The sequence below is a fragment of the Thalassiella azotivora genome (genome assembly GCF_054781695.1).
Genome location: NZ_BAAGTX010000002.1, coordinates 16,268 through 38,832 on the forward strand (window position 1 = coordinate 16,268; position 22,565 = coordinate 38,832).

Annotated in this window: 21 protein-coding genes and 2 tRNA genes; 6 read left to right on the forward strand and 17 right to left on the reverse strand. The window is 74.2% G+C overall.

Annotated elements, in window-relative coordinates:
* Positions 1 to 10 precede the first annotated feature (10 nt).
* The 4 genes from ACYVQV_RS01640 to ACYVQV_RS01655 are packed head-to-tail and all read right to left on the reverse strand — an operon-like array spanning position 11 to position 4,348.
* Positions 11 to 904, reverse strand: a complete 894-nt coding sequence (locus tag ACYVQV_RS01640; RefSeq protein WP_461021524.1) for a carbohydrate ABC transporter permease — start codon at positions 902 to 904, stop codon at positions 11 to 13.
* Complete coding sequence (locus ACYVQV_RS01645; protein ID WP_461021525.1) at positions 901 to 1,857, reverse strand: carbohydrate ABC transporter permease; 957 nt, start codon at positions 1,855 to 1,857, stop codon at positions 901 to 903. Before ACYVQV_RS01645 ends, ACYVQV_RS01640 begins: the two co-directional genes overlap by 4 nt.
* Positions 1,854 to 3,278: an ABC transporter substrate-binding protein gene (locus tag ACYVQV_RS01650; RefSeq protein ID WP_461021526.1), complete on the reverse strand. Its 1,425-nt coding sequence runs from the start codon at positions 3,276 to 3,278 to the stop codon at positions 1,854 to 1,856. The genes ACYVQV_RS01645 and ACYVQV_RS01650 overlap by 4 nt, the downstream gene beginning before the upstream one ends.
* Positions 3,278 to 4,348, reverse strand: coding sequence for a zinc-dependent alcohol dehydrogenase family protein (locus ACYVQV_RS01655; protein WP_461021527.1), 1,071 nt, complete (start codon positions 4,346 to 4,348; stop codon positions 3,278 to 3,280). Before ACYVQV_RS01655 ends, ACYVQV_RS01650 begins: the two co-directional genes overlap by 1 nt.
* A gap of 113 nt (positions 4,349 to 4,461) precedes the next feature.
* Here ACYVQV_RS01655 and ACYVQV_RS01660 point away from each other — a divergent pair, with 113 nt between their 5' ends.
* Complete coding sequence (locus ACYVQV_RS01660; protein WP_461021528.1) at positions 4,462 to 5,481, forward strand: sugar-binding transcriptional regulator; 1,020 nt, start codon at positions 4,462 to 4,464, stop codon at positions 5,479 to 5,481.
* A 63-nt stretch (positions 5,482 to 5,544) separates the two neighbouring features.
* Here ACYVQV_RS01660 and ACYVQV_RS01665 read toward each other — a convergent pair whose 3' ends face one another.
* Both ACYVQV_RS01665 and ACYVQV_RS01670 read right to left on the reverse strand, forming a co-directional pair.
* The gene (locus ACYVQV_RS01665; protein ID WP_461021529.1) at positions 5,545 to 6,213 is read right to left on the reverse strand and encodes a hypothetical protein; all 669 of its coding nucleotides are present in this window, start codon (positions 6,211 to 6,213) and stop codon (positions 5,545 to 5,547) included.
* Complete coding sequence (locus ACYVQV_RS01670; RefSeq protein WP_461021530.1) at positions 6,210 to 6,671, reverse strand: acyl-CoA thioesterase; 462 nt, start codon at positions 6,669 to 6,671, stop codon at positions 6,210 to 6,212. The genes ACYVQV_RS01665 and ACYVQV_RS01670 overlap by 4 nt, the downstream gene beginning before the upstream one ends.
* A gap of 236 nt (positions 6,672 to 6,907) precedes the next feature.
* On the opposite strand from ACYVQV_RS01670, the gene ACYVQV_RS01675 reads away from it, so the two are divergent.
* Complete coding sequence (locus ACYVQV_RS01675; RefSeq protein WP_461021722.1) at positions 6,908 to 7,876, forward strand: glutathione S-transferase family protein; 969 nt, start codon at positions 6,908 to 6,910, stop codon at positions 7,874 to 7,876.
* Between the two features lie 69 nt (positions 7,877 to 7,945).
* Here ACYVQV_RS01675 and ACYVQV_RS01680 read toward each other — a convergent pair whose 3' ends face one another.
* On the reverse strand, positions 7,946 to 9,091 hold the full coding sequence (locus tag ACYVQV_RS01680; RefSeq protein ID WP_461021531.1) for an acyl-CoA dehydrogenase family protein: 1,146 nt from the start codon (positions 9,089 to 9,091) through the stop codon (positions 7,946 to 7,948).
* A 48-nt stretch (positions 9,092 to 9,139) separates the two neighbouring features.
* On the opposite strand from ACYVQV_RS01680, the gene ACYVQV_RS01685 reads away from it, so the two are divergent.
* Positions 9,140 to 10,099 carry a TetR/AcrR family transcriptional regulator gene (locus tag ACYVQV_RS01685; RefSeq protein ID WP_461021532.1) on the forward strand — a complete coding sequence of 320 codons (960 nt, stop codon included), beginning with the start codon at positions 9,140 to 9,142 and terminating at the stop codon, positions 10,097 to 10,099.
* A complete protein-coding gene (locus tag ACYVQV_RS01690; RefSeq protein ID WP_461021533.1) occupies positions 10,096 to 11,028 on the forward strand; it encodes an acyl-CoA thioesterase in 933 nt (310 codons plus the stop codon). The genes ACYVQV_RS01685 and ACYVQV_RS01690 overlap by 4 nt, the downstream gene beginning before the upstream one ends.
* 122 nt (positions 11,029 to 11,150) lie before the next feature.
* On the opposite strand, the gene ettA is transcribed toward ACYVQV_RS01690, so the two are convergent.
* The 10 genes from ettA to ACYVQV_RS01740 form a co-directional block, all read right to left on the reverse strand.
* A complete protein-coding gene (gene ettA / locus ACYVQV_RS01695; RefSeq protein ID WP_461021534.1) occupies positions 11,151 to 12,833 on the reverse strand; it encodes an energy-dependent translational throttle protein EttA in 1,683 nt (560 codons plus the stop codon).
* 108 nt (positions 12,834 to 12,941) lie between these two features.
* The gene (gene ssb, locus ACYVQV_RS01700; protein ID WP_461021535.1) at positions 12,942 to 13,463 is read right to left on the reverse strand and encodes a single-stranded DNA-binding protein; all 522 of its coding nucleotides are present in this window, start codon (positions 13,461 to 13,463) and stop codon (positions 12,942 to 12,944) included.
* Between the two features lie 152 nt (positions 13,464 to 13,615).
* Positions 13,616 to 15,004 (reverse strand): alpha/beta fold hydrolase, encoded by a 1,389-nt coding sequence (locus ACYVQV_RS01705; RefSeq protein WP_461021536.1) that lies wholly within the window; start codon positions 15,002 to 15,004, stop codon positions 13,616 to 13,618.
* A 107-nt stretch (positions 15,005 to 15,111) separates the two neighbouring features.
* Positions 15,112 to 16,713: a GTPase gene (locus tag ACYVQV_RS01710; protein ID WP_461021537.1), complete on the reverse strand. Its 1,602-nt coding sequence runs from the start codon at positions 16,711 to 16,713 to the stop codon at positions 15,112 to 15,114.
* Positions 16,713 to 18,464 (reverse strand): dynamin family protein, encoded by a 1,752-nt coding sequence (locus ACYVQV_RS01715; protein ID WP_461021538.1) that lies wholly within the window; start codon positions 18,462 to 18,464, stop codon positions 16,713 to 16,715. The genes ACYVQV_RS01710 and ACYVQV_RS01715 overlap by 1 nt, the downstream gene beginning before the upstream one ends.
* Before the next feature lie 146 nt (positions 18,465 to 18,610).
* Positions 18,611 to 18,686, reverse strand: a tRNA-Lys gene (locus tag ACYVQV_RS01720).
* A gap of 99 nt (positions 18,687 to 18,785) precedes the next feature.
* Positions 18,786 to 19,049, reverse strand: a complete 264-nt coding sequence (locus ACYVQV_RS01725; RefSeq protein WP_461021539.1) for a hypothetical protein — start codon at positions 19,047 to 19,049, stop codon at positions 18,786 to 18,788.
* A 165-nt stretch (positions 19,050 to 19,214) separates the two neighbouring features.
* A tRNA-His gene (locus tag ACYVQV_RS01730) sits at positions 19,215 to 19,287 on the reverse strand.
* A gap of 50 nt (positions 19,288 to 19,337) precedes the next feature.
* A complete protein-coding gene (orn, locus tag ACYVQV_RS01735) occupies positions 19,338 to 19,931 on the reverse strand; it encodes an oligoribonuclease (RefSeq protein ID WP_461021723.1) in 594 nt (197 codons plus the stop codon).
* 37 nt (positions 19,932 to 19,968) lie between these two features.
* Positions 19,969 to 20,430: a hypothetical protein gene (locus ACYVQV_RS01740; RefSeq protein WP_461021540.1), complete on the reverse strand. Its 462-nt coding sequence runs from the start codon at positions 20,428 to 20,430 to the stop codon at positions 19,969 to 19,971.
* 421 nt (positions 20,431 to 20,851) lie between these two features.
* Between ACYVQV_RS01740 and ACYVQV_RS01745 the strand changes: the two genes are divergently transcribed.
* Together ACYVQV_RS01745 and aroQ are read left to right on the forward strand one after the other, a co-directional pair.
* Positions 20,852 to 22,114 (forward strand): PrsW family intramembrane metalloprotease, encoded by a 1,263-nt coding sequence (locus ACYVQV_RS01745; protein WP_461021541.1) that lies wholly within the window; start codon positions 20,852 to 20,854, stop codon positions 22,112 to 22,114.
* Positions 22,111 to 22,542 carry a type II 3-dehydroquinate dehydratase gene (aroQ, locus tag ACYVQV_RS01750; protein ID WP_461021542.1) on the forward strand — a complete coding sequence of 144 codons (432 nt, stop codon included), beginning with the start codon at positions 22,111 to 22,113 and terminating at the stop codon, positions 22,540 to 22,542. The genes ACYVQV_RS01745 and aroQ overlap by 4 nt, the downstream gene beginning before the upstream one ends.
* Positions 22,543 to 22,565 lie beyond the last annotated feature (23 nt).

The following is a 22,565-nucleotide window of genomic DNA, read 5'->3' on the forward strand; positions in this document are numbered from 1 at the left end:
GGGTGGGGGGTCACTTGATGGCGCCCATGGACAGCCCGCGGACGAGCTGCTTCTGGGCCACCCACCCGGCCACCACGACGGGCAGCGAGGCGAGCGTCGCCGCGGCCGAGAGCTGGGCGAAGTACAGGCCCTGGCTGGTGATGAAGCCGACGAGGTACACCGGGACGGTGCTGGACGCCGACGCGGTCAGGTTCACGGCGAAGAAGAACTCGTTCCAGGCGAAGATGACGCAGATCAGCGCGGTGGCCGCGATCCCGGGCGCCACCATGGGGAGCATGACGTGCCGCCAGGTGGCGCGCAGCCCCGCGCCGTCCATGGACGCGGCCTCCAGGACCTCCGCGGGCACCTCCTGCAGGAACGACCGCATCATCCACACGGCGATGGGCAGGTTCATCGTCGTGTAGAGCACGATCAGCACCCAGATGTTGTCCAGCGCCTGGATCTGCCCGGCGATCACGTACAGCGGCACGATGACCGCGACGACCGGCAGCATCCGGGTGGAGATGAAGAAGAACAGCACGTCCTGCGTCTTCTTCACCGGCCGGATCGACAGGGCGTACGCGGCCGGGATCGCCAGCAGCAGCACCAGGGCGGTCGAGGCGACCGTGGCGACGGCGGAGTTCACGACGAACGGCGCGGCCCGGTCGATCACCGTCGTGAACTGGTCGAGCGTCGGGGTGAACACCACCTTGGGCGTCTCGGTGTAGGCGTCCGCCTCGTTCTTGAAGCCGGTGAGCACCATCCACAGCACGGGGAAGAAGAAGAGCCCCGCGAGCACCCAGGTGAGGGCGGTCAGCGCGCGCCCCTTCGCCCCCGACCCGCTGGGTGTGCGGCCGGGCGGGGACGACGCGCGGCGGCGTCGCACGCTGGCCTCCCGGCGGCGGGTCCCCGCGTCGATCGTCATGGCGTCTCCTTCGTGAAGCTCGTGAAGATGAGTCGCAGCGCCAGCGTGGCGACGATGATGGTGCCGACGACGACGACGACCCCCATCGCGGCGGCCTGCCCGACGTCGAACCCGAGGAACGCGCGCTGGTAGATGTAGAAGGGCAGGTTGGTGCTGGCCGTGCCCGGCCCGCCCTGGGTCATCATGTAGATGTGGTCGAAGGTGTTGACCACGTAGATCGCACCGAGCAGCACGGACAGCTCGATGTAGCGGCGCATGTGCGGCAACGTGATGGACACGAACGTGCGCACCGGCCCGGCGCCGTCGACGGCCGCCGCCTCGAGGGACGAGCGGTCCTGGCTCTGCAGCCCGGCCAGGAGCAGCAGCATCATGAACGGCGTCCACTGCCAGACGAGGGCCGTGACGACCGCCGCCAGCGGGTACCGCGAGATCCAGTCGGTCTCACCGGCACCGAACGGGCCGAGCACCCAGTTCACGATCCCGTAGGTGGGGTCGAACATCGTCGTCTTCCACAGCAGCGCACCGGCGACGGGCATCACGAGGAACGGCGTGATGAGCATGGTCCGGGCGAGGCTGCGGCCGCGGAAGGGGCGGTCGAGCAGGATCGCGAGCGCCAGGCCGAGGACGAGCGCGACGAGGACGCAGAGCCCGGTGATCAGGACGGTGTTCCAGGCCGCCTGGCGGAACACCCGGTCGGTGAACACGTCCCCGTAGTTGGCGAGCCCGACGAACTGCCGCGACCCGGGCCGGACGAGGTTCCACGCGTGCAGTGAGTACCAGATGGTCACGAGGAACGGCAGCTGGGTGACGATGATGGTGAAGACGAGGGCGGGCAGCAGCGGGCCGCGACGTCGCCACCCCTCGGCCCGGTCCCTCGCCCTGTCGTGGCCGCGGCCCCGCGGGGCGGCGGACGGTGCCCCCGGCGCGGGGGGTGCCTGCGTCCCGGCGCTCATCGGCCGTCCTCCTGGTAGGTGGCGCCGACGCTCTGGGCGTAGCGCTGCGACTGCTCGACCGCCTGGTCGACCGTGATCTGACCGGCGATGGCGGCCGAGATCTGCTGGCTCACCCGGGTCCCCAGGTCCTGGAACTCGGGGATCCCGACGAACTGGATGCCGGTGTAGGGGACGGGGTCGACCGTCGGGTTCTCCGGGTCGGCGTTCTCCATCGCGGTGAGCGTCGGCTCGGCGAAGGCCTGCGCGGCCTCGGCGTACTCGGGGATCTGGTAGGTGGACAGCCGGGACCCCGGGGGGACGGCGGCCCACCCGATCTCCTCACCGACGAGCCGGATGTAGTCCTTGTCGGTCATCCAGGACATGAACTCCCACGCCTGGTCGGGGTGCTCGGACGTGGCGGGGATCGCCAGGGACCACGCGTACAGCCACCCCGAGGCGTCGGTCTCCTGCACGGGCGCCTGGACGTAGCCGTTGAGTCCGGCCACCGTGGAGTCGGTCTCGGACTCGACCGTGCTGACCATGGACGTCGCGTCGTACCACATGGCGGCGTTGCCCTGGGTGTACTGCGTCGCGCACCCGGAGAAGCCGGCCTGGGCGGCCCCGGGGGTGCCGTAGTCGCGGACGAGGTCGACGTAGAACTCGATCGCCTCCCGGCTCTCCGGCGAGTCCAGCCGGGCGTTCCAGTCCATGTCGAACCACCGGCCGCCGAACGTGTTGATGACGGTGTCGAGCGGGGCGAGGACCTCACCCCACCCCGCCAGGCCGCGCAGGCAGATGCCGGACAGGCCCGCCTCGGGGTCGTCCAGCTCCGCGGCGAGCTCGCGGACCTCCTCCCACGTCGGCTGCTCGGGCATCTCCAGCCCGGCCTGCTCGAACAGGTCCCTGCGGTAGACCATGAACGAGGACTCCCCGTAGAACGGCACCGAGTACAGGTCGCCGTCCACGGACAGCGACTCGCGCACCGACGGGATGAAGTCCTCGGGGTCGTACCCCTCGGTCGCCTCGGCGTAGGGCTGCAGGTTGACCAGCCAGCCGTTCTCGGCCCACATCGGCGTCTCGTAGTTGCTGATCATCACGACGTCGAACTCGCCGCCCCCCGTCGCCACCGAGGCGGTGATCTTCGCGCGGGCCTCGTTCTCCGACAGCGAGACGAACCGCAGCGTCGTCCCGGGGTGCTCGGCCTCGAAGCGGTCGGACAGCGAGATCGCGTCCGTCATCTGGGAGTTGGTCACGATGGCGACGACGATCTGGTCGGTGTCCCCGGAGGCGCCCCAGGTGCCCGCCCCGCCGCAGCCCGCGAGGGTGGCGACGGCAGCCAGGCCCGCGGTCGCGGCCCGCCACCGGCCGACGGGCCGTCCGCGCCGCCGTCCTCGCCGCTGTCCCCGGTGGCCTGGGTCCCGTCGGGTCCGCGCTGCTGCCATCACGCCTCCTCCTCGTCGCTGCCGTCCGCGGCCGGCGGCCACGGGCCCTGGACGACGGCGACCTTGCCGCTGCGTCCGCCGTCGGCGACCTGGTAGGCCGCTCCCGCCTCCGCCAGCTCGAAGACGTCGGTCACCACCACGTCGAGGTGCACGCCCTGACGTGCCATCAGCCACAGCAGCTCGCCCATCCGCACGGTGCTCGTGACCCAGGACCCGACCACGGTCACGGCCCGGTGCAGCAGGTCCTCGCTGGCGTCGACCTCCAGCCGGCCGCCCTCGCCGACCAGCACCACCCGCCCCCACCGGCGCACCGACCGGACCGCCGTGGTGCGGGCCGCGGTGCTGCCGGAGCAGTCCACGGCGACGTCCGCCCCGTCCGGCAGGGCACCCTCCAGCGCGGCGGGGTCCACGGCGTCCACGGCGACGTCGACCGCGCCGAGCCGTTCGGCGACCTCACGTCGCTCGGCGGAGACGTCGGTCCCGACGACGCGCGAGGCGCCGAGAGCACGGGCCAGCAGCCCTGTCATCAGGCCGACGGGACCGAGTCCGGTGACCAGGACCTCGTCGCGGCCGTCGACCCCGGCGCGGCGCAGCGCCTCGTAGGCGGTGCCGCCCCCGCAGGCGACGCACGCGCCGTCCAGGTAGGACAGCGGCTCCGGCAGCGCGAGCAGGTCGCGCTCGTCGGCGAGGAGCAGCTCGGCGTGGCCGCCGTCGCGCTGCCAGCCGTAGGCGGCGCGCTGCGGTGCGGTGCAGGAGATCTGGTAGCCGCGCCGGCAGTCGTCGCACTGGCCGCAGCCGCTGATGTGGTAGACGACCACGCGGTCACCGGGGCGCAGCCGGCCCGCTCCCGGGCCCACGCGCAGCACGTCCCCGCACGGCTCGTGCCCGGCGACGACCCCGCGGTAGGCCTCCGGCCCGGTGCCGAGGTGCTCGCGGTAGATCGCGCGGACGTCGCTGCCGCAGATGCCGGAGGCGCGGGGCCTGACCAGGACCTGCCCCGGTCCCGGGTCGGGGTCCGGCAGGTCGGCGAGGGTCACCTCGCGCCCACCCGGGAGGAGCACGCCGTGCATCGGCCCTCCCACGTCGTCGCGGATACCCGCTCAGATGAGCGAGTGCCCGCTCATCTGGTGAGTAGCATCACACCGACGCCACGTCCCGGTGTCAAGGGCGAGGGCGACGCGAGGTGACGACGACGAGTCACGAGATCGGGGTGGAGGTGAGGTCGACGGACGGCGAGACGACCACCCGCGCCAGGTCCGCGACCATCGCGGCGCGGACCGACCCGGCGTTGCTGGCGGAGGTCGCGCGGCGCTACTACCTCGACGACGAGTCGAAGGTCGACATCGGCAGGTCGCTGGGCCTGAGCCGGTTCAAGGTGGCGCGCCTGCTCGACGAGGCGCGGCGCAGCGGCGTCGTCCGGATCCGCGTCGGCGCGCCGGCCACCGTCGACCCGCGGCTGTCGGCCGCCCTGCAGGCCGTCCTGCCGGTGGACCACTGCGTCGTCGTCGCCTCCAGCGGATCGTTCGAGGACGACCGCCGGCACGTCGCGGGGGCCGCCGCGGCCCTGCTCCCCGGTGCCGTGCCCACCGGCGGCCGGCTCGGGCTGACGTGGAGCCGGGCCGTGGACGCCGTGGTCGACGAGCTCGCCGAGCTGCCCCGCTGCACCGTCGTCCAGCTCGCCGGTGCCCTGGCCCCCGACGTCGGCGGCGCCAGCGCGGCGGACCACGTGCACCGGGCCGCCCGGCTCGCCGGCGGGACCGCGCACTCCCTGCACGCGCCCCTCGTGGTGGACGACGAGACCCTCGCCACCGCGCTGCGCCGCCAACGCGGTGTGCGCGAGGCGATCGCGCTCGCCGACGACCTCGACGTCTCCGTCGTCTCCGTGGGGGCCTGGCGTCCCGGTGGCTCCACCGTCTGGGAGGCCGTGCCCGAGGCGGTGCGCTCCCAGGGCGCCTGCGCCGGGGCGGTCGCGGAGGTCAGCGGCCGGCTCCTCGACGCCGCCGGCGGTGCGGTGCGCACCCGGCTCGACGACCTGGTCGTCGCGGTGACGCTGGACCAGCTGCGCCGCCCGCCGGTCCGGGTGGCGCTCGTCAGCGGGCCCGACCGCGCCGCGGCGACGGTCGCGGGAGTGCGCGCGGGTCTGGTGACCCACCTGGTGACCACGAGCGTCAACGCCCACGAGGTGCTCCAGCTCCTGGGCTGACGGGCTGACGGACTGACTGACGCGCAGTAGGGGGTGCCCGCCCGCGCGGCCGGGCGGCGCCCGTCAGGCCAGCAGCGGCTTGCGGACCAGGACGTGGCCTCCGGGAGCCGACAGCCGCACCCACGACCCGCTGGCCAGCACGGCGACGGGTGCGTCCGGCGCCCCGCGGGGCAGGAACCCGAGGGCCTCGGCGGCGAACGCGGCACCGTCGGGCACGGAGGCGGTCCACGAACGGGACCAGTGCGCCGACCGCGACCAGACCGTCGCGCGCAACGTGGCCACGGCCGCCGACCCCGCGCCCTGCGGTGTGCCGGAGGCGATCTCGGCGATCCCGCCGGCGGCGCTCGCCGCAACCGAGGCGCTGGGCACCTCGCCGACGGGCTCCCACCCGGACCGGGGCGGCGAGATACCGGCCCAGGCGACGCCGGTCGACTCCACCGGCGGCAGCGGCAGGGTCGGCCCTCCGTCCCGGCGGGCGAGCCGGTCGGTCAGCCCGCCGAGCGGCGTGACGAGGTCGCCGTCCCAGGGCTCCGCCAGCGCGACCGTCCGCAGTCCGACGACCGTGGGCAGCCCGGCACCGTGCAGCGGTGACACGTACACGGCGAGCACCGGCCCGTGCCCGCTGAGGCGGGCGTCGCCGTCCGGGTCGACGCGGCGGGCGCGGGCCAGGTACGTCCCGAGGTCCTCGCGGGTCGCCTCGTCGGCCAGGTGGATGGCGTCGGCGTCGCTCACGACCGGCGCCTGGCGCTGCGCAGCGGCACCGGCTCGTCGAGCCAGCCCTCCATCCGCTCGCGCTCGGCGTCGCTGAAGCGCCGCGGGCGCCCGGCCTGCAGGTCGTAGAGGACGAGCGTGGACTCGGCCCGGGCGTAGACGGTCGGCGACCCGCCGGGCTCGTCCGCGTCGTCCAGGACCTCGTACTGCATGTCGAAGCTGGCGGCGCTCATCGAGCTGACCCACAGGTCGACCGAGACCGGTTCGGGCCGGTAGTGCAGCGGCTGGAGGTAGTCGATCTCGTGCCGGGCGACGAGCACCCCGGTCTCGACCATCGTCCCGCCGTCGTCGCTGTCGTGACCGTGGAAGGCGACGACGCGCGCGTCCTCGAGCAGGCGCAGGAACTGCACGTTGTTGACGTGGCCGTAGGCGTCCATGTCGGACCAGCGAAGCGGTGTGGGGATCCGTCGGCGGGGCATGGGGCCATCGTCGCGCACCCGCGCCGCCTGCGGCAGCCGGGCCCGCGGTCACCCTGCCGCCGTCGGGGTGGCGGGTTACCGTCACGGGTGTGAGCCATCCCCAGCCTCCCGCCGCCGACCGCACCGAGCCGGGGCCCACCGGCGGAGCCGACCCGGCCGACACCCACGACGGGGGCGCGGCCGACTCGACCGCCGGCCGGTACGTCGAGGACTCCTTCCAGCGGGACACCCGCTACCTGTCCGCCCGGGTGACCGCCGACGGCCGCGACGGCTGGCCGGTCGAGGCGGGCAGGTACCGGCTGGTGGTGGCCCGGGCCTGCCCCTGGGCGAACCGGGCGATCATCGTGCGCCGGCTGCTCGGGCTGGAGGACGCGCTGTCGATGGGCGTGTGCGGCCCGACGCACGACGCCCGCAGCTGGACCTTCGACCTCGACCCCGGTGGTGTCGACCCCGTGCTGGGCATCCCCCGACTCAAGGACGCGTACGAGAAGGCGGTCCCCGGGTACCCGCGCGGGATCACCGTCCCCGCGGTCGTGGACGTGCCGACCGGCGCGGTCGTCACCAACGACTTCAAGCAGATCACGCTGGACCTGTCGACGCAGTGGACGGCGCACCACCGCGACGGCGCCCCCGACCTGTACCCCGAGCCGCTGCGGGACGAGATCGACGAGGTCGCCGAGCTCGTCTACCGCGACGTCAACAACGGCGTGTACGAGGCCGGCTTCGCCGGGACCCAGCGGTCCTACGAGCAGGCGTACGACAGGCTGTTCGCGCGGCTGGACTGGCTCTCCGACCGGCTGTCCTCGCAGCGCTACCTCGTCGGGGAGACCATCACCGAGGCCGACGTCCGGCTGTTCACCACGCTCGCGCGGTTCGACGCCGTCTACCACGGGCACTTCAAGTGCAACCGGAGCAAGCTCGACCAGATGCCGGTGCTGTGGGCCTACGCCCGCGACCTGTTCACCACCCCCGGGTTCGGGGACACGACGGACTTCGTGCACATCAAGCGGCACTACTACGAGGTCCACCGGGACATCAACCCGACCGGTGTCGTGCCGAAGGGCCCGGACCTGTCGGGGTGGCTGGAGCCGCACCACCGCGACCAGCTCGGTGGGCGGCCGTTCGGCGACGGGACGCCGCCTCCTCCCCCGCGCGAGAACGAGCGCGTCCCGGCCGAGCACACCGTGCCCGGGTTCACCCCCTGAGCACACGTCGCGTCGACGCGCGGCGCCCCGCCACGGTGACCGTGACGGGGCGCAGTGCGTGACGGCTGCTCAGAGGCCGAGGTCGCGGCCGATGAGCTCCTTCATGATCTCGTTCGAGCCGGCCCAGATCTTCGTCACCCGGGCGTCCCGCCAGGCTCGGGCGACCCGGTACTCGTTCATGTAGCCGTACCCGCCGTGCAGCTGGACGCACTCGTCGAGGACGTCGTTCTGCACCTGCGCGGACCACCACTTCGCCTTGGCCGCGTCGACCGCGTTCAGCTCGCCCCGGCAGTGCAGCTCGATGCACTGGTCGACGAACGCCTGGGTGACGTCGACGGTGGTGACGAGCTCGGCGACCTTGAACTTGTTGTGCTGGAAGGACCCGACCGCCTGACCGAAGGCCCTGCGCTCCTTCACGTAGTCGATCGTCTCGTCGAGGATCTGCCGGCAGTGCGCCAGGTTGCTGTAGGCGGCACCGACGCGCTCCTGGACCAGCTCCTCCATCATGTGGATGAAGCCGCGGTCCACCTCGCCGATGACGTTGGCGACCGGGACCCGCACGTCGTCGAAGAACAGCTCGGCGGTGTCGGACTCGGTCTGGCCGACCTTGTCGAGCTTGCGACCACGGGTGAATCCCTCCATCCCCGTCTCGACACCGAACAGGGTGATGCCCTTCGGGCCCTTGCTCGGGTCGGTGCGGGCGGCGACGACCACGAGGTCGGCGCTGTAGCCGTTGGTGATGAAGGTCTTCGAGCCGTTGAGCACGTAGTGGTCGCCGTCCCGCACCGCCGTCGTACGCAGCGCCGCGAGGTCGGAGCCGCCGCTCGGCTCGGTCATCCCGATCGCGGTGACGATCTCGCCGGAGCAGAAGCCGGGCAGCCAGCGCTGCTTCTGCTCCTCGGTGGTGAGCCGCTTGAGGTAGGGCGCCACGACGTCGGAGTGGATCCCGAAGCACGAGGACAGGGCGGCGGAGACCTTCGACAGCTCCTCACCCACGACGACCGTGAACTTCCAGTCGTCGGCGCCGCCACCGCCGTACTCCTCCGGCATCATCAGCGCCAGCAGCCCCTGCTTGCCCGCCTCGAGCCACAGGTCCCGCGGGAGCGCCCGGGCCTCGATGAACTCCTCCATCCTCGGCCGGGCGTGCCGGTCCAGGAACTCTCGGGTGGAGGCGCGCAGCGCCTCGTGCTCCTCGGTGAAGATCGTGCGCCGCACGGGTGCTCCTCGCTGTGCTGGGGCCGGGAACGGGGGTACTGTCGAAACGTGACTAAGCGCTTGCTCACCCCAGGGTCGTCGGCCGACGAGTCCGGTGTCAAGCCGCGGGAGGCCGCCCCCCGCGACGAGCCGGCGACCGGCTCTGGCACCCTCGCGGACGTGCCCGGTGACCGGTCCCGCAGCACGGGCGACGCGTCCGACGTCGGCTCCGAGGCTGCCCACGCCCCCGACGGGAGGGGCTACCCGGACGGCGTCGAGGGCGCCCTGGCGGTGGCGGCGGACGACCCCGAGGTGCCCCCCACCGCGCGCAGGCTGCTGGACGCGGCCGTCGACACCTTCGCCGAACGCGGCTTCCACGCCACCACCACCCGCGACATCGCCACCAGGGCGGGGCTGTCTCCGGCCGGCCTGTACGTGCACTACCCGTCGAAGGCCGCCCTGCTCGGGCACCTCAGCCGCACCGGTCACGACGCCGCCCTGCGGCTGGTCCAGCACACGCTCGGGCTGCCGGGCGACTCCCCCCGGCGACTGCACGCCCTGGTGGCGGCGTTCGTCACCTGGCACGCCGAGCACCACACGGTGGCCCGCGTCGTGCAGTACGAGCTGCGTTCGCTCGACCGCGCGGACCGCGAGCACGTGGCCGGGATCCGGCGGGAGCTGGAGCGGTTGGTGGAGGCCGAGATCCGGCGGGGGCTGGACGCCGGCACCCTGGACGTGCCGCACCCGCGGCAGGCGACCCGCGCGATCCTGTCCCTCGCGGTCGACGTCGCCCGGTGGTTCGACCCCCGCGGCAGCGAGACACCCCGGCGCCTGGGTGTCATCTACGCCGACCTGGCGCTGCGGATGCTCGGTGCCGAGCCGGCAGGAACCGCTCAGCACGCCACCGGGCCGACCGACGAGAGCACGGAGCACGCCGCCGACCAGAGCGCGGCCGCAGTACCCACCGCCGACACCGGCACCCCGACGGGGCGGACCCGCCCCACGCACCCGCCCGAGGAGACCCTATGAGCGAGCGCACCGACGACTCCCCCCGCCCCGACTCGACGGGGCGCGTGGCACCCCCGGACGGTGAGCGCGTCTTCTCCGACCTGCTGCGGGTGCTCGACCTGACGGCGCAGGGCACGGACGACGCCGGGCAGGACCTCTTCGTCGGCGACAGCCAGCCGCAGCCGCACGGCCGGGTCTTCGGCGGCCAGGTGCTCGGCCAGACCATCGTGGCGGCGGGCCGGACGGTCCCCACGGACCGGGCGCTGCACTCCCTGCACGGGTACTTCCTGCGGCCGGGTGACAGCACCCGGCCGATCACGTTCGCCGTGGAGCGCCTGCGTGACGGTCGCTCGTTCACGGCCCGTCGCGTCCACGCGATCCAGGACGAGCGCCCGATCCTGTCGATGATCGCCTCGTTCCAGGACGAGGCCCCCGGGCTCGACCACCAGGACGCGATGCCCGACGTCCCCGACCCGGAGTCGCTGCCGTCGACGATCGAGCTGATGGGGCACATCGACCACCCCATCGCCAGGGCGTGGTCGCACGGCAGGCCGATCGACATCCGGCACGTGGACCAGCCGATCTACTGGCAGGTGGACGACCGCCGGGTCGCGCGGCAGGCGGTGTGGATGCGCGGGTACGGGCCGATGCCCGACGACCAGCTGCTCCACCGCGCCGTCCTCGGCTACGCCAGCGACTACACGCTGCTGGAGTCGGTGCTTCGCCGGCACGGCAAGGTCTGGGCGCAGCCCGGACTCAAGGCGGCCAGCCTGGACCACGCGATGTGGTGGCACCGACCGGCCCGCGCCGACGAGTGGCTGCTGTACGTGCAGGGCAGCCCGTCGGCGTCCGGGTCGCGCGGCCTGGGCTCCGGCAAGATCTTCCGTCGCGACGGGACGCTCGTCGCGTCGGTCGCCCAGGAGGGCATGCTCCGCGTCCCGGTCGACTGACCCCGCGAGCCGGCGAGCCGCCTGGACGACGGCCGCCGAGCAGGCACGAGGCCCCGCACCACACGGTGCGGGGCCTCGCTGCGTGCGGTCGACGCGTCAGCCGGGCCGACGCGTCGCCCGCGTCAGTCGCGCGTGAGCTTGCGGTAGGTGACCCGGTGCGGGCGGGCGGCGTCCACGCCCAGGCGCTCGACCTTGTTCGCCTCGTACGCCTCGAAGTTGCCCTCGAACCAGTACCACTTGGCCGGGTTCTCCTCGTCGCCCTCGTAGGCGAGGATGTGCGTGGCGACCCGGTCGAGGAACCACCGGTCGTGGGAGATGACCACGGCGCAGCCCGGGAAGTCCAGCAGCGCGTTCTCGAGCGAGCCGAGCGTCTCGACGTCCAGGTCGTTGGTCGGCTCGTCGAGGAGCAGCAGGTTGCCGCCCTCCTTGAGCGTCAGCGCCAGGTTCAGCCGGTTGCGCTCACCACCGGACAGCACACCCGAGGGCTTCTGCTGGTCCGGGCCCTTGAAGCCGAACTGGGAGACGTAGGCGCGCGAGGGGATCTCGACGTTGCCGACCTGGATGTAGTCCAGGCCGTCGGACACGACCTCCCACAGCGTCTTCTTGGGGTCCAGCCCGCCGCGGCTCTGGTCGACGTAGGAGATCTTGACGGTGTCGCCGATCTTGACCGTGCCGCCGTCCGGCTCCTCGAGCCCGACGATGGTCTTGAACAGCGTGGTCTTGCCGACGCCGTTCGGCCCGATGACGCCGACGATCCCGTTGCGCGGCAGGGAGAACGACAGCCCGTCGATGAGGGTCCGGTCGCCGAAGCCCTTGCGCAGGTTCTCGACCTCGATGACGAGGTTGCCCAGCCGGGGGCCCGGCGGGATCTGGATCTCCTCGAAGTCGAGCTTGCGGGTGCGCTCCGCCTCCGCCGCCATCTCCTCGTACCGGGCGAGGCGGGCCTTGGACTTGGCCTGGCGGCCCTTGGCGTTCGAGCGGACCCACTCGAGCTCGTCGGCCAGCCGCTTGGCGAGCTTGGCGTCCTTCTTGCCCTGCACCTGCAGGCGCTCGCGCTTCTTCTCCAGGTAGGTGGAGTAGTTGCCCTCGTACGGGTACAGGCGGCCGCGGTCGACCTCGGCGATCCACTGGGCGACGTTGTCGAGGAAGTACCGGTCGTGCGTGACGGCCAGGACCGCACCGGGGTAGCCGGCGAGGTGCTGCTCGAGCCACTGCACGCTCTCGGCGTCCAGGTGGTTCGTCGGCTCGTCGAGCAGCAGCAGGTCCGGCTTGCTGAGCAGCAGCTTGCACAGCGCGACGCGGCGGCGCTCACCGCCGGACAGGACGGTCACGTCGGCGTCCGGGGGCGGGCAGCGCAGCGCGTCCATGGCCTGCTCGAGCTGGGCGTCGAGGTCCCAGGCGTCGGCGTGGTCCAGCGCCTCCTGGAGCTCGCCCATCTCGGCGAGCAGCGCGTCGTAGTCGGCGTCGGGGTTCGCCATCTCGGCGGAGATCTCGTTGAAGCGGTCGAGCTTCTGCTTGATCTCGCCGACACCCTCCTCGACGTTGCCGAGGACCGTCTTCTCCTCGTTCAGCGGCGGCTCCTGCTCGAGGATGCCCACGCTGTATCCCGGCGACAGGCGAGCCTCGCCGTTCGACGGCTGGTCGAGGCCGGCCATGATCTTCAGGATCGTCGACTTGCCGGCGCCGTTCGGCCCCACGACGCCGATCTTCGCGCCCGGGTAGAACGACATGGTGACGTCGTCGAGGATCAGCTTGTCACCGTGCGCCTTGCGCGCCTTGTGCATCGTGTAGATGAACTCCGCCATGCCCTCAGGCTAGTGCTCGGGGCCGCAGCCACCGAATCGCCGCCGCGACCCCGAGCAGTGCACGAGCCCGTCGCGCGCCCGCGCACGCGCGGACGGGACGGGACCGCCTCAGACGCCGACCAGCCGCGAGTCGCCGACCTCCTCCCCCGCGCCGTCCGACGCGCCGTCCGACTCAGGGCCCTCGTGGTCGCCGTCGAGGTCGCGCACGGCCGGCTCGCCGAACGGGTCACCCGCCGCGTCGTCGGCGCCGGCCTGCGGCAGGGCGGCCTCGCGGACCACCCGCTGGTAGCGCGTCGTCCCGAAGGACAGCTCGTGGCCGACGTGGTCGGCGACCACCTCGACCTCCTTGCGCTCGGCGCCGTCCTGCTCCCAGGTGCTGACGCGCAGACGCCCCACCACCACGACCCGCTCGCCGCGGCGCAGCGAGTCGGCGACGTTGGCGCCGAGCTGGCGCCAGCACGACACCCGGTACCAGGTGGTCGGCCCGTCGCCCCACTCCCCGGTACCCCGGTCGAGCACCCGCGGCGTGGACCCGACGCTGAAGCGGGTCACCTCGTCCCCGCTGCGCAGCTTGTGCACGACCGGGTCGGCGCCCACGTTCCCGACCACGGTCACCGTCACGTCCCTCATGGCACCTCCTCCTGGCCCGCCGGGCGGCGGGTCCGGGTCGACGGTCGCCACCGCACGACCGGCGCGCCACGGCGAACCGGACGACCTGTGGACGACGCGCCCGGGGCCGGAGCCTGTGGGCGGCCCGCCGCGCACGGAGGGCAACCGCCCGGTCAGGGGCGCACGAGGAGCGGGGCCCACCGCGCCGACTGCAGGTGGTCGTCGACCTGCACGCTGACCCGGTGCCCGGAGGACGGCCAGGCGGGCACCGCGACGGTCTGCACCCGGCCGTGCCCCCCGCGCGGGCGCACCTGGACGAGGACCGTCCGCCGGGCCCGGGGGTCGGCGGGGACGTACGCGTCGACCCCGGTCAGGAACGGCAGCTGGAACGCGGGCAGGGCATGGCCCGGCGTGGAGACGCCGTCCGCGCCGTCGTCGACGACGAACACGCCGATCACCCGCCGCTGGCGCGGCGCGACCGCCGGGGCGAGCACGTCCAGGCCGTCGACGAGGAGACGGTCGCCCGCGGTCCCCTGGTCGCCCCACCACTCCCGGTTGCGGCTGACCGTGAGGTTGACGTGCCGCTCGCTGTGGGGGCTGACGGCGTCCAGCCCGGTGCCGGGGACGCCGGTGAGCAGCCGCAGCAGCGCGGTGGAGCGCAGGAGGGGCTGGCGGTAGAAGTGGTGGACCTGCCCCTGCGGGTGCGTGACGGCGAGCTCGTACCGGGCGCGGGGGTCGAGCCGGAGCGGCCCGAAGGCCCCGTCGGCACCCACGGCCACGGTGGCCGCGGGACGACCGACCCGCCGTCCGGTCAGTGCGCTGACGCGGTGCACGGTCAGCGTCGTCCCCTCGGCGCCGACGTTGGTGGGGAACAGCACGACGCGCCCGGACACGTCGACGGGCCCACGCTCGGGGACCACCGCGGTGGTGCGCGGTGCCCGGCCGGTCAGGAAGCGGTGCACCTCGGCGAACGTCTCGGGTGAGGTGACCACCTCGGTGTGGGCCTGGTCGTCGAGGTGCACGTTGCGGGCGCCGACGACCTCGGCGTCGGGGTTGGCCTCGGCCCACACCGCGAGGGTGGGGACGCCCCCGGGCAGGCCGTCGGCTGGCGCGCCGTCGAGGTTGACGTAGTGCGCGACGGCGGCGGCGCGCTCCGCGGTGCTGGTCAGGTAGCGCTGGACGACGAAGGTGCCCAGCGAGTGGGCGACGAGGTCGACCTGCTCGACGCCGGTGCGTTCCCGCAGGGCGTCGACCCGGGCCTGCAGCCCCGCGTGCACCTGGGCCAGGGAGGTGGTGGTGAAGGTGGAGTCGTACTCGTGCGCCTCGACCCACGACACCGGGTACCCGTTGGACGCGAGGCGCTGGGCCTGCGTCTCGAACTGGCTGGCGGACCCGGAGGAGCCGTGCACGAACACGACCGGCCGGGGCGCCGCCGGGCGGCCGTGCCCGCCGGCCGCCTCGACGCGCTCAGCACCCCCTGTCGTCGTCGCCCCCGCGGGGACGCCCAGCCCGGCGAGCAGGACGGCGAGGGCGGCGAGCAGGGCGAGCAGGTGACGGCGCATCAGGTCCCCAGACGTCGGCGGTGCCGCTCGGAGCGCGGTGGCCGGGGAAACTACCGCTGCTAGCCAGGCGGGTCAACGACCGTCTCGACCAGGGAGAACCCGTCCGGTCAGCGCGCGGCGTCGAGCGCCAGCCGGGTGAGCCGGTGGTCCTGCAGGACCGACGTGACGGGCTGGAGCACCGCCCGGTGGGCCACACCCCGCACGGCCGCGCGCAGCCGCCTCTCGGTGCGCCGCCGGCGACGCCGCGCGCCCAGGCGGACCAGCGGTCGCGCGGCGGCGGCGAGCAGCAGACCACCGAGCAGACCGCCGAGCAGCAGCAGCGTGGGCAGCGGGACGACCCCGACCTCGGGCGTGCCCGGCTCCGGCAGCCGCAACCAGGCGAGCACGGCCAGCGTGACCAGCCACAGCAGCCCGGTGACGGCCGCCACGGCCAGGAGCGCCTGCAGCACGCCGACGACCCGCCACCAGACCGGCCGTCGCCGCTCGAGGTCGACGCCGACGACCGCCTGGTCGAGGGCGTCGGCCACGTCCTCCCCGGGCGGGGTGGCGGCCTCGTGCACCGCGTCCACCCACGGCTGCGGCAGCCCCTGGGAGGCGGCCTGCGCCACCCGGCGGGTCGCCAGCTCCACCTGCGCGCGCTGCGCCTGCGTGGGCGCCGGCAGGGAGGAGCGCTGGAGCCGGCGCGCCTCCTCGCCCACCTCGTCCAGGCGCAGCCGGCGCAGCGGGTCGGGTCGCAGCCGCCGCAGCCAGCGGGTGAACGGCCAGCCCGTCGCCGCCGTCGCGGACCGCCGGTAGTCCCCCTCCACCGCGTCGAGCACGGCCGGGACGCCGGCGGCGCCGGCCAGCGCGTCGACGAGCAGGTCGGTGGCGGCGAGCCGCTCCGGGTCCGGCTCCCGGTCCGCGACGCCGTCGCGCAGCCGGGTGGCGACCGCCCGCAGGTCGGCGTCCGCGCGCTGCACGACGGCCTGCCGCTCGCGCACCACGGCACCGACGAACCCGCGCAGGTCCTCCACCCCGTGCCGGGTCACGGCCGACGTCGTCAGCACCCGCACACCCTCCAGGCCGTCGGCCTCGAGCAGCCGTCCCAGGTCGGCGCGCAGCGGGGCGACCGCCTCCGGTGGCAGCCGGTCGACCTGGTTGAGGACGACGAGCATGACCGCCTCGTGCCCGACCAGCCGGCGCAGGTACCGGTGGTGCAGGGCCTCGTCGGCGTACTTCTGCGGGTCGACCACCCACACGAGCAGGTCGACCAGGCCGACCAGCCGGTCGACCTCCAGCCGGTGGGAGAGCTCCGTGGAGTCGTGGTCGGGCAGGTCGAGCAGGACCAGCCCGTGCAGGTCGGTCTCGTGCTGGCCGTCCAGCACCGTCTCGCGGGACGTGCGGTGCCGGCGCGGGACGTCGAGCCACTCCAGCAGCGCGTCCGCGCCCGGTCCCCAGACGCAGGCGGTGGGTGAGGACGTGGTGGGGCGACGGGCGCCGACCCGGGCGACCTCCAGACCGGCGAGCGCGTTGAACAGGCTGGACTTGCCGCTGCCCGTCGACCCGGCGAACGCCACGACGGTGTGGTCGGCGCCCAGGCGGAACCGCTCGTCGGTGCGGCGCAGGACGGCGCTCGCCTGCTCGGCCGCGTCGGCGGGCAGCCGGTCACCCCCGGCCACCAGCGCGCGCTCGAGCGCCTCGACCCTGGAGGCGACGTCCGGTTCGACCACTACCGGGCCGCCTGTACTCGGGTGAGCGCCGCGCGCAGCCGCGCACCGGCGTCCGGGTCGACGTCGGCGTCGTCGAGCAGAGTGAGCAGGCGCTGCTGCTCGGCGGCCATCAGGCCGTCGACCCGTCGCACGACGTCGGCCCTCGCCTTCGCCGCGAGGGCGCGCACGGCCTGGTCGCCGAAGATCGCCTCGAGCAGCCGCTGGGCGACGACGGCCGACCCCGCGGCGACGCCGACCTCGGCGCCGGTGGGGATGAACGCGGTGGAGGCGAACACGACGACCATGAGGACGACCCCGAGCGCGTTGACGCCGAAGGACAGCACCCTGGCCTGGGTGCGCCGCCCCTGGCCCTCGGCGCGGACGAGGTCGAAGACGTACCGCTGCCAGTCGCGCACCTCGCGCTCGATCCGGGCGTCGAAGTCGGGTGGCAGCTCGGTGACGTCGGGGGCCTCGGCGAGCAGCGCCGCCCCTGCGGGGCGGGCCCGCCAGCGGGACACCGAGCGCTCGACCGCGTCCTCGGCCTGCGCGCGCACGAGCGCGGCCACGCCGGTCTGCAGCGCCTCGCCGAGCGGTTCGGCGGGCGCCGGGCGACCGCGCAGGACGGCGGCGACCCGGTCGCGCAGGCGCCCCACCGCGGACTCCAGGCCGCGGAAGAACTCGCCGGTGCCGACGAACTCCTGCCAGCGCGCCAGGACCTCGCCCCGCAGCAGGGAGCCGTCCGTCAGCCCCTTCTCGAGCTGGCGGTCGGCTTCGGCGTAGGCGCTCTCGACCTCGCGGCGCAGGGTGGCGTCGGCGTCGAGCTGGGTGTCGGCGGCGTCGGCGAGCTGGGGCACCCGGACCTGCAGCGAGTCCAGCGCGCCGGTCAGGGTGCGCCGCACGACGACGGAGCGCGCCCGCGCGTCGGTGGCCAGCGACACCAGCCACCGGCGCAGCTGACCGACCTCCCGCTCGCCGAGCAGGCCGCCCTGCGTCGCCGTCTCCGGCACGGTGAACAGCGGCGCGGTCGCGAGGTGGTTGTCCCGCAGCATCACCGCGAGGTCGGAGCGCACCTCCGACATCGCCTCGGGCGGGACACGGTCGAGGACGACGGCCACGGACGTGCCGCGCTCGGCCGCCGTCCGAAGCAGGTCCCACGGGACGGCGTCGGCGTACCGGGCCGCGGTGGTGACGAACAGCCACAGGTCGGCGGCGGACAGGAGCTGCGTGGCGAGCTCGCGGTTCGCCTCGACGACGGAGTCGATGTCCGGCGCGTCCAGGAGCGCCAGCCCGGCGGGCAGCACGGACGACGCCACCAGGCGCACGCTGGTGACCCGGTCGCCGAAGGCGGTCTCACCCTCCTCGCCGGTGAGCCGCGCCAGCGAGGGCAGCACCCGGTCGGAGGTGAACCAGTCCGCGTCGTCGGGGTGGTGCACGAGCACCGGGGACCGGGTGGTGGGCCGCAGCACCCCGGCGCGGGTCACCTGCTCGCGCAGCAGGGAGTTGACGAGGGTCGACTTGCCGGCGCCGGTGGAGCCGCCGACGACCGCGAGCAGCGGCGCGTCGAGACGGCGCAGGCGGGGCAGCAGGTAGTCGTCGAGCTGGTCGACGAGGCCCGCCGCGGCGACCCGGGCCGCGTGGACGCCGGGGACCTGCAGCGGCAGGGTGGTGGCGGACAGCTCGGCACGCAGGTCCTCGAGGGCGGTGAGCAGCTCCCCGGCCGCCTCGGCGGAACCGGACGTGTCAGCGCCCTGACCGTCCGCTGGAGTGCTCACGCCGCACAGACTGCCGGTGCGAGGGGATGTTGACCAACGGGGCACGCCGCATTCCGGACACCGGTCGCGTCACTCGTGCTCGTCACACCGCCCCCTGTCGTCCGGATCACGACGAAGACCCCGGTCCACGGACCGGGGTCTTCAGGTGGTGCGCCATCAGGGACTCGAACCCCGAACCCGCTGATTAAGAGTCAGCTGCTCTGCCAATTGAGCTAATGGCGCGCAACGGAGGGAAACGTTAGCAGCGGACCCGGCCGCGGACGAAATCGGTTCGCGGTGACCTCCGTCGCCACGGCGACCGCGCGGCGACGGGCCGCCCGGTCACTCCGGCAGCGGCTCCCACCAGGCGTCCTCGGGCTCGCCCTCCTCGTCGAGGATCTGCTCGGAGTCCGGCCCGGCCGGCGCCGAGAGGTCGATGATCAGCGACAGCGGCACCTTCTCCTGGAGCAGCTCCATCACGTGGCTCTCGTCGGCCGCCTCCTCGGTCGCCGACGCCTCCGTCGTGTCCGTCGACCCCTGCTCGGGGGCGGGGGGCTGAGCGGCCTGGTCGGCCGCCTGGCCGGCGTCGTCAGGGCCCGTGCTCATGTGCCTCACCTCCGAAGACCGCCCGCGGCGGTACGTCCCCGGCGCTCGCCGGGCTGGGTGCAGTATCCCTGCGGATCGCGTCGATTGTCGCGCACCTGCATGGCGTGGCGGCAGGGCGAAACGGATGACGCCCCCGGTCGACAGCGCGACCGGGGGCGTCCTCGGGGTGAGTGACGGGACTTGAACCCGCGACATCCGCGACCACAACGCGGCGCTCTACCAGCTGAGCTACACCCACCATCGCCGTCATGGGCCCTCGCGGGGTGACGGCGGGACCGAGTGTACCGGTCAGCCGGCAGTGCTCCGCACGTGCCTTTCCGCGATCTTGCGCGCGGTCGCCGAGTCCGGGCCCGGCGCGGGGACGAAGACCGCCTCCCGGTAGTACCGCAGCTCCGCGATGCTCTCCTCGATGTCGGCGAGGGCCCGGTGGCCACCGGCCTTCTGCGGGGAGGCGAAGTAGGCGCGGGTGAACCAGCGGCGGGCCAGCTCCTTGATGCTGGAGACGTCGACGATCCGGTAGTGCAGGTGCGCCTCGAGCTCGGGCATGTCCCGCGCCAGGAACGCCCGGTCGGTCGCGACGGAGTTGCCCGCGAGGGGCGCCTTGCGCGCCTCGGGGACCCACTCGCGCACGTACTCCAGCACCTTCTCCTGCGCCTGCTCCAGGGTCACCCCGTCCGCGAGCTCGTCGAGCAGCCCGGACTCGGTGTGCATGGTCCGCACGACGTCCGGCATCTGCTCCACGGCCTCGGCCGGCGGCCGGATGACGACCTGCACCCCCTCCCCCAGCACGTTGAGCTCGGAGTCGGTGACCAGAGCGGCGACCTCGACCAGGGCGTCGGCCCCCAGGTCGAGGCCCGTCATCTCGCAGTCGATCCAGACGATGCGCTGGGCGGAGACGGAGTTGTTCACGCGGGACAATCTAGACGCCGCGCTCGTCCTCACCCGGCCAGGACGTCACGGCGTCCCCCGTCCAGGGGCCCCCGTCCCCGGCGTCCCAGACCTGCCCGTCGTCCCACCCGTACCCGTCGCCCAGGTCGCCCACCAGGTCGTCGTCCAGCTCGCTCACCAGGTCGCCGCTCAGGTCGTCGTCCGGGTCGCCGATCAGGTCGTCGTCCGGGTCGCCGTCCAGGTCGTCCCCGGCGCCGTCCAGCGGGACGGGGCCCGGCCAGGACCCCCCGGAGACCTGCACCGCGGCCCAGACGGCCGTGAACACCGCGACGGCCAGCGCGGGGACGCCGAGGACGACGGCCCACCCGACGTCCGCGACGACGAGCGCGACGACCGTGGCCACGACGGTCAGCCCCGCCCAGCCCACGAGCTCGTCGGTCTCCGGCGGGCCCACCGACGTGCGGGTCACCGGCCGGTCACGCGGCGTGTCCACCGCCTGCCACCGCGCGGTCCGCGACGTCCGGCTCCCGGCCGGTCGCCGCGCTCCTGCACCGTCCCGTCGTGCCGGTTCCCGACGTGCTGGTCCTCGACGTGCCGGTTCCCGACGCGGCGGCTGCGAGTGGCGGCCCACCACACCTCCGTCCCTGCACCGGGCGACGGCCCGGCGGGGCCCAGTGTGGCGGACCCGGGCCGGCGACGGACAGGGGCCGGTCGGGTGTCCGCCGATAGGCTCAGCGACCATGACCGTCCCGCCGCCCGGACGGCCCGTCCACGGGCCCGGACCGCACTTCCAGCCGCCGCCCGGCGGGTGGCCGCCGCACCCCGCCTGGGGACCGGCCACCGGTCCGCACCCGGGTGGTCTCCCGGGCGCGCCCACGGCGCCGCCGCCCGGGGCGCCGCCGACGGTGCAGCCGGTGCCGCAGCCACCCGTCCCCCGCCAGCCCGACGGCTCCACGCCGACCCCACCCGGCCCCGGTCGACGTGGCGGGTCGCGCGCGACGCGCACCGTCGTCACCGTGCTGGTCGGCCTGGCCCTGGGCGTGTGCGGTGTCCTGACGCTCGGCGCGATCGCCTACGAGACGGGGGCGAGCGGCCTGGTCGTCGGGCTGGTGCTGGCCGCGCTGCCGGTGGCGCCGGTGGTCGCGGCGTTCCTGTGGCTGGACCGGCACGAGGCCGAGCCGCCGTCCCTGCTGCTGTTCGCGTTCGGCTGGGGCGCTGCCGTCGCCACGCTGGTCTCCCTCGTCCTCAACACGGCGTCCACGGCCGTGCTGCAGCAGTCCGGCGGCGACCCGGACCTCGTGCTGTTCACCGTGGCACCGCTCGTGGAGGAGTCGACGAAGGGCCTGGCCGTCCTCGCGGTGCTGCTGCTGCGGCGCCGGGAGTTCGACGGCGTCGTGGACGGGATCGTCTACGCGGGGATGGCGGGGATCGGCTTCGCGTTCGTGGAGAACATCCTGTACTTCGGCCGCTCGTTCGTGGAGGACGGCGGCGGCGGCGTCGCGGCCGTGTTCGTCCTGCGGGGCGTCTTCTCGCCGTTCGCCCACCCCCTGTTCACCCTCGCCATCGGCATCGGGGTCGGCGTCGCGGTGACGCGGCGCGGGTGGGCCGCGCGCCTGCTCGCCCCGTTCGCGGGCTGGCTGGTGGCGGTCGCGCTGCACGCCGCGTGGAACGGTTCGACGCTGCTGGGGATGCAGGGCTTCCTCGGCGCGTACGTGCTGCTGCAGTTCCCGGTGTTCGTCGGGGCGATCACGATCGCGGTGATGTCCAGGCGCCGGGAGGCCCGGCTCATCCGCGAGCACCTCGGGGCCTACGCGGCGACCGGGTGGCTGTCCGCCGGCGAGGTGGAGATGCTGTCGTCGCTGCCGCACCGGCGCGGCGCCCGGCGGTGGGCGGGGTCCTCCGGCGGAGCGGACGCCCGTGCCGCGATGCGCGACTTCCAGGAGCTCGCCAGCGAGGTGGCGTTCCTGCGGGAGCGGATGCGGCACGGCACCGCACCCTCGGACGCCTCGGAGGTGGAGCACCGCATGCTCGTGTCCATGCACCACCTGCGGCCCCGTTTCGTCCCGCGGCAGCGCTCGACGGTCCCCGTCGACGTCCCCGGGTGGCCGGCGGCCGCGCCAGCGGGCCCGGCGGTCGGCGCGGCGCCGGGGCACTCCGGTGACGGAGGGACGCGGTGACCGCGGTCCTGGTCCTCAACGGCCCGAACCTGGGGCGCCTGGGCACCCGGGAGCCGCAGACGTACGGGACGACGACGTACGCCGACCTGATCTCGCGCTGCGAGGACGTCGGCCGCGAGCTGGGCCTGGACGTGGAGGTCCGGCAGACGGACGCCGAGCACGAGCTGCTGGGCTGGTTGCACGAGGCCGCCGACCGGGGCGTGCCGGTGGTGCTGAACCCGGCGGGCTGGACGCACACGTCGGTGGCGCTGCGGGACGCGTGCGCGATGCTCACCGCCCCGCTGGTGGAGGTGCACATCAGCAACGTGCACGCCCGCGAGCCGTTCCGGTCGCACTCCTACGTCTCGCCGGTGGCGACGGGCGTGGTCGCGGGCCTGGGCACCGAGGGGTACGTGCTCGCGCTGCGCTGGCTCGCCGAGCGGGACTGACCGCCGTCCGGTCGCCGCAGCGG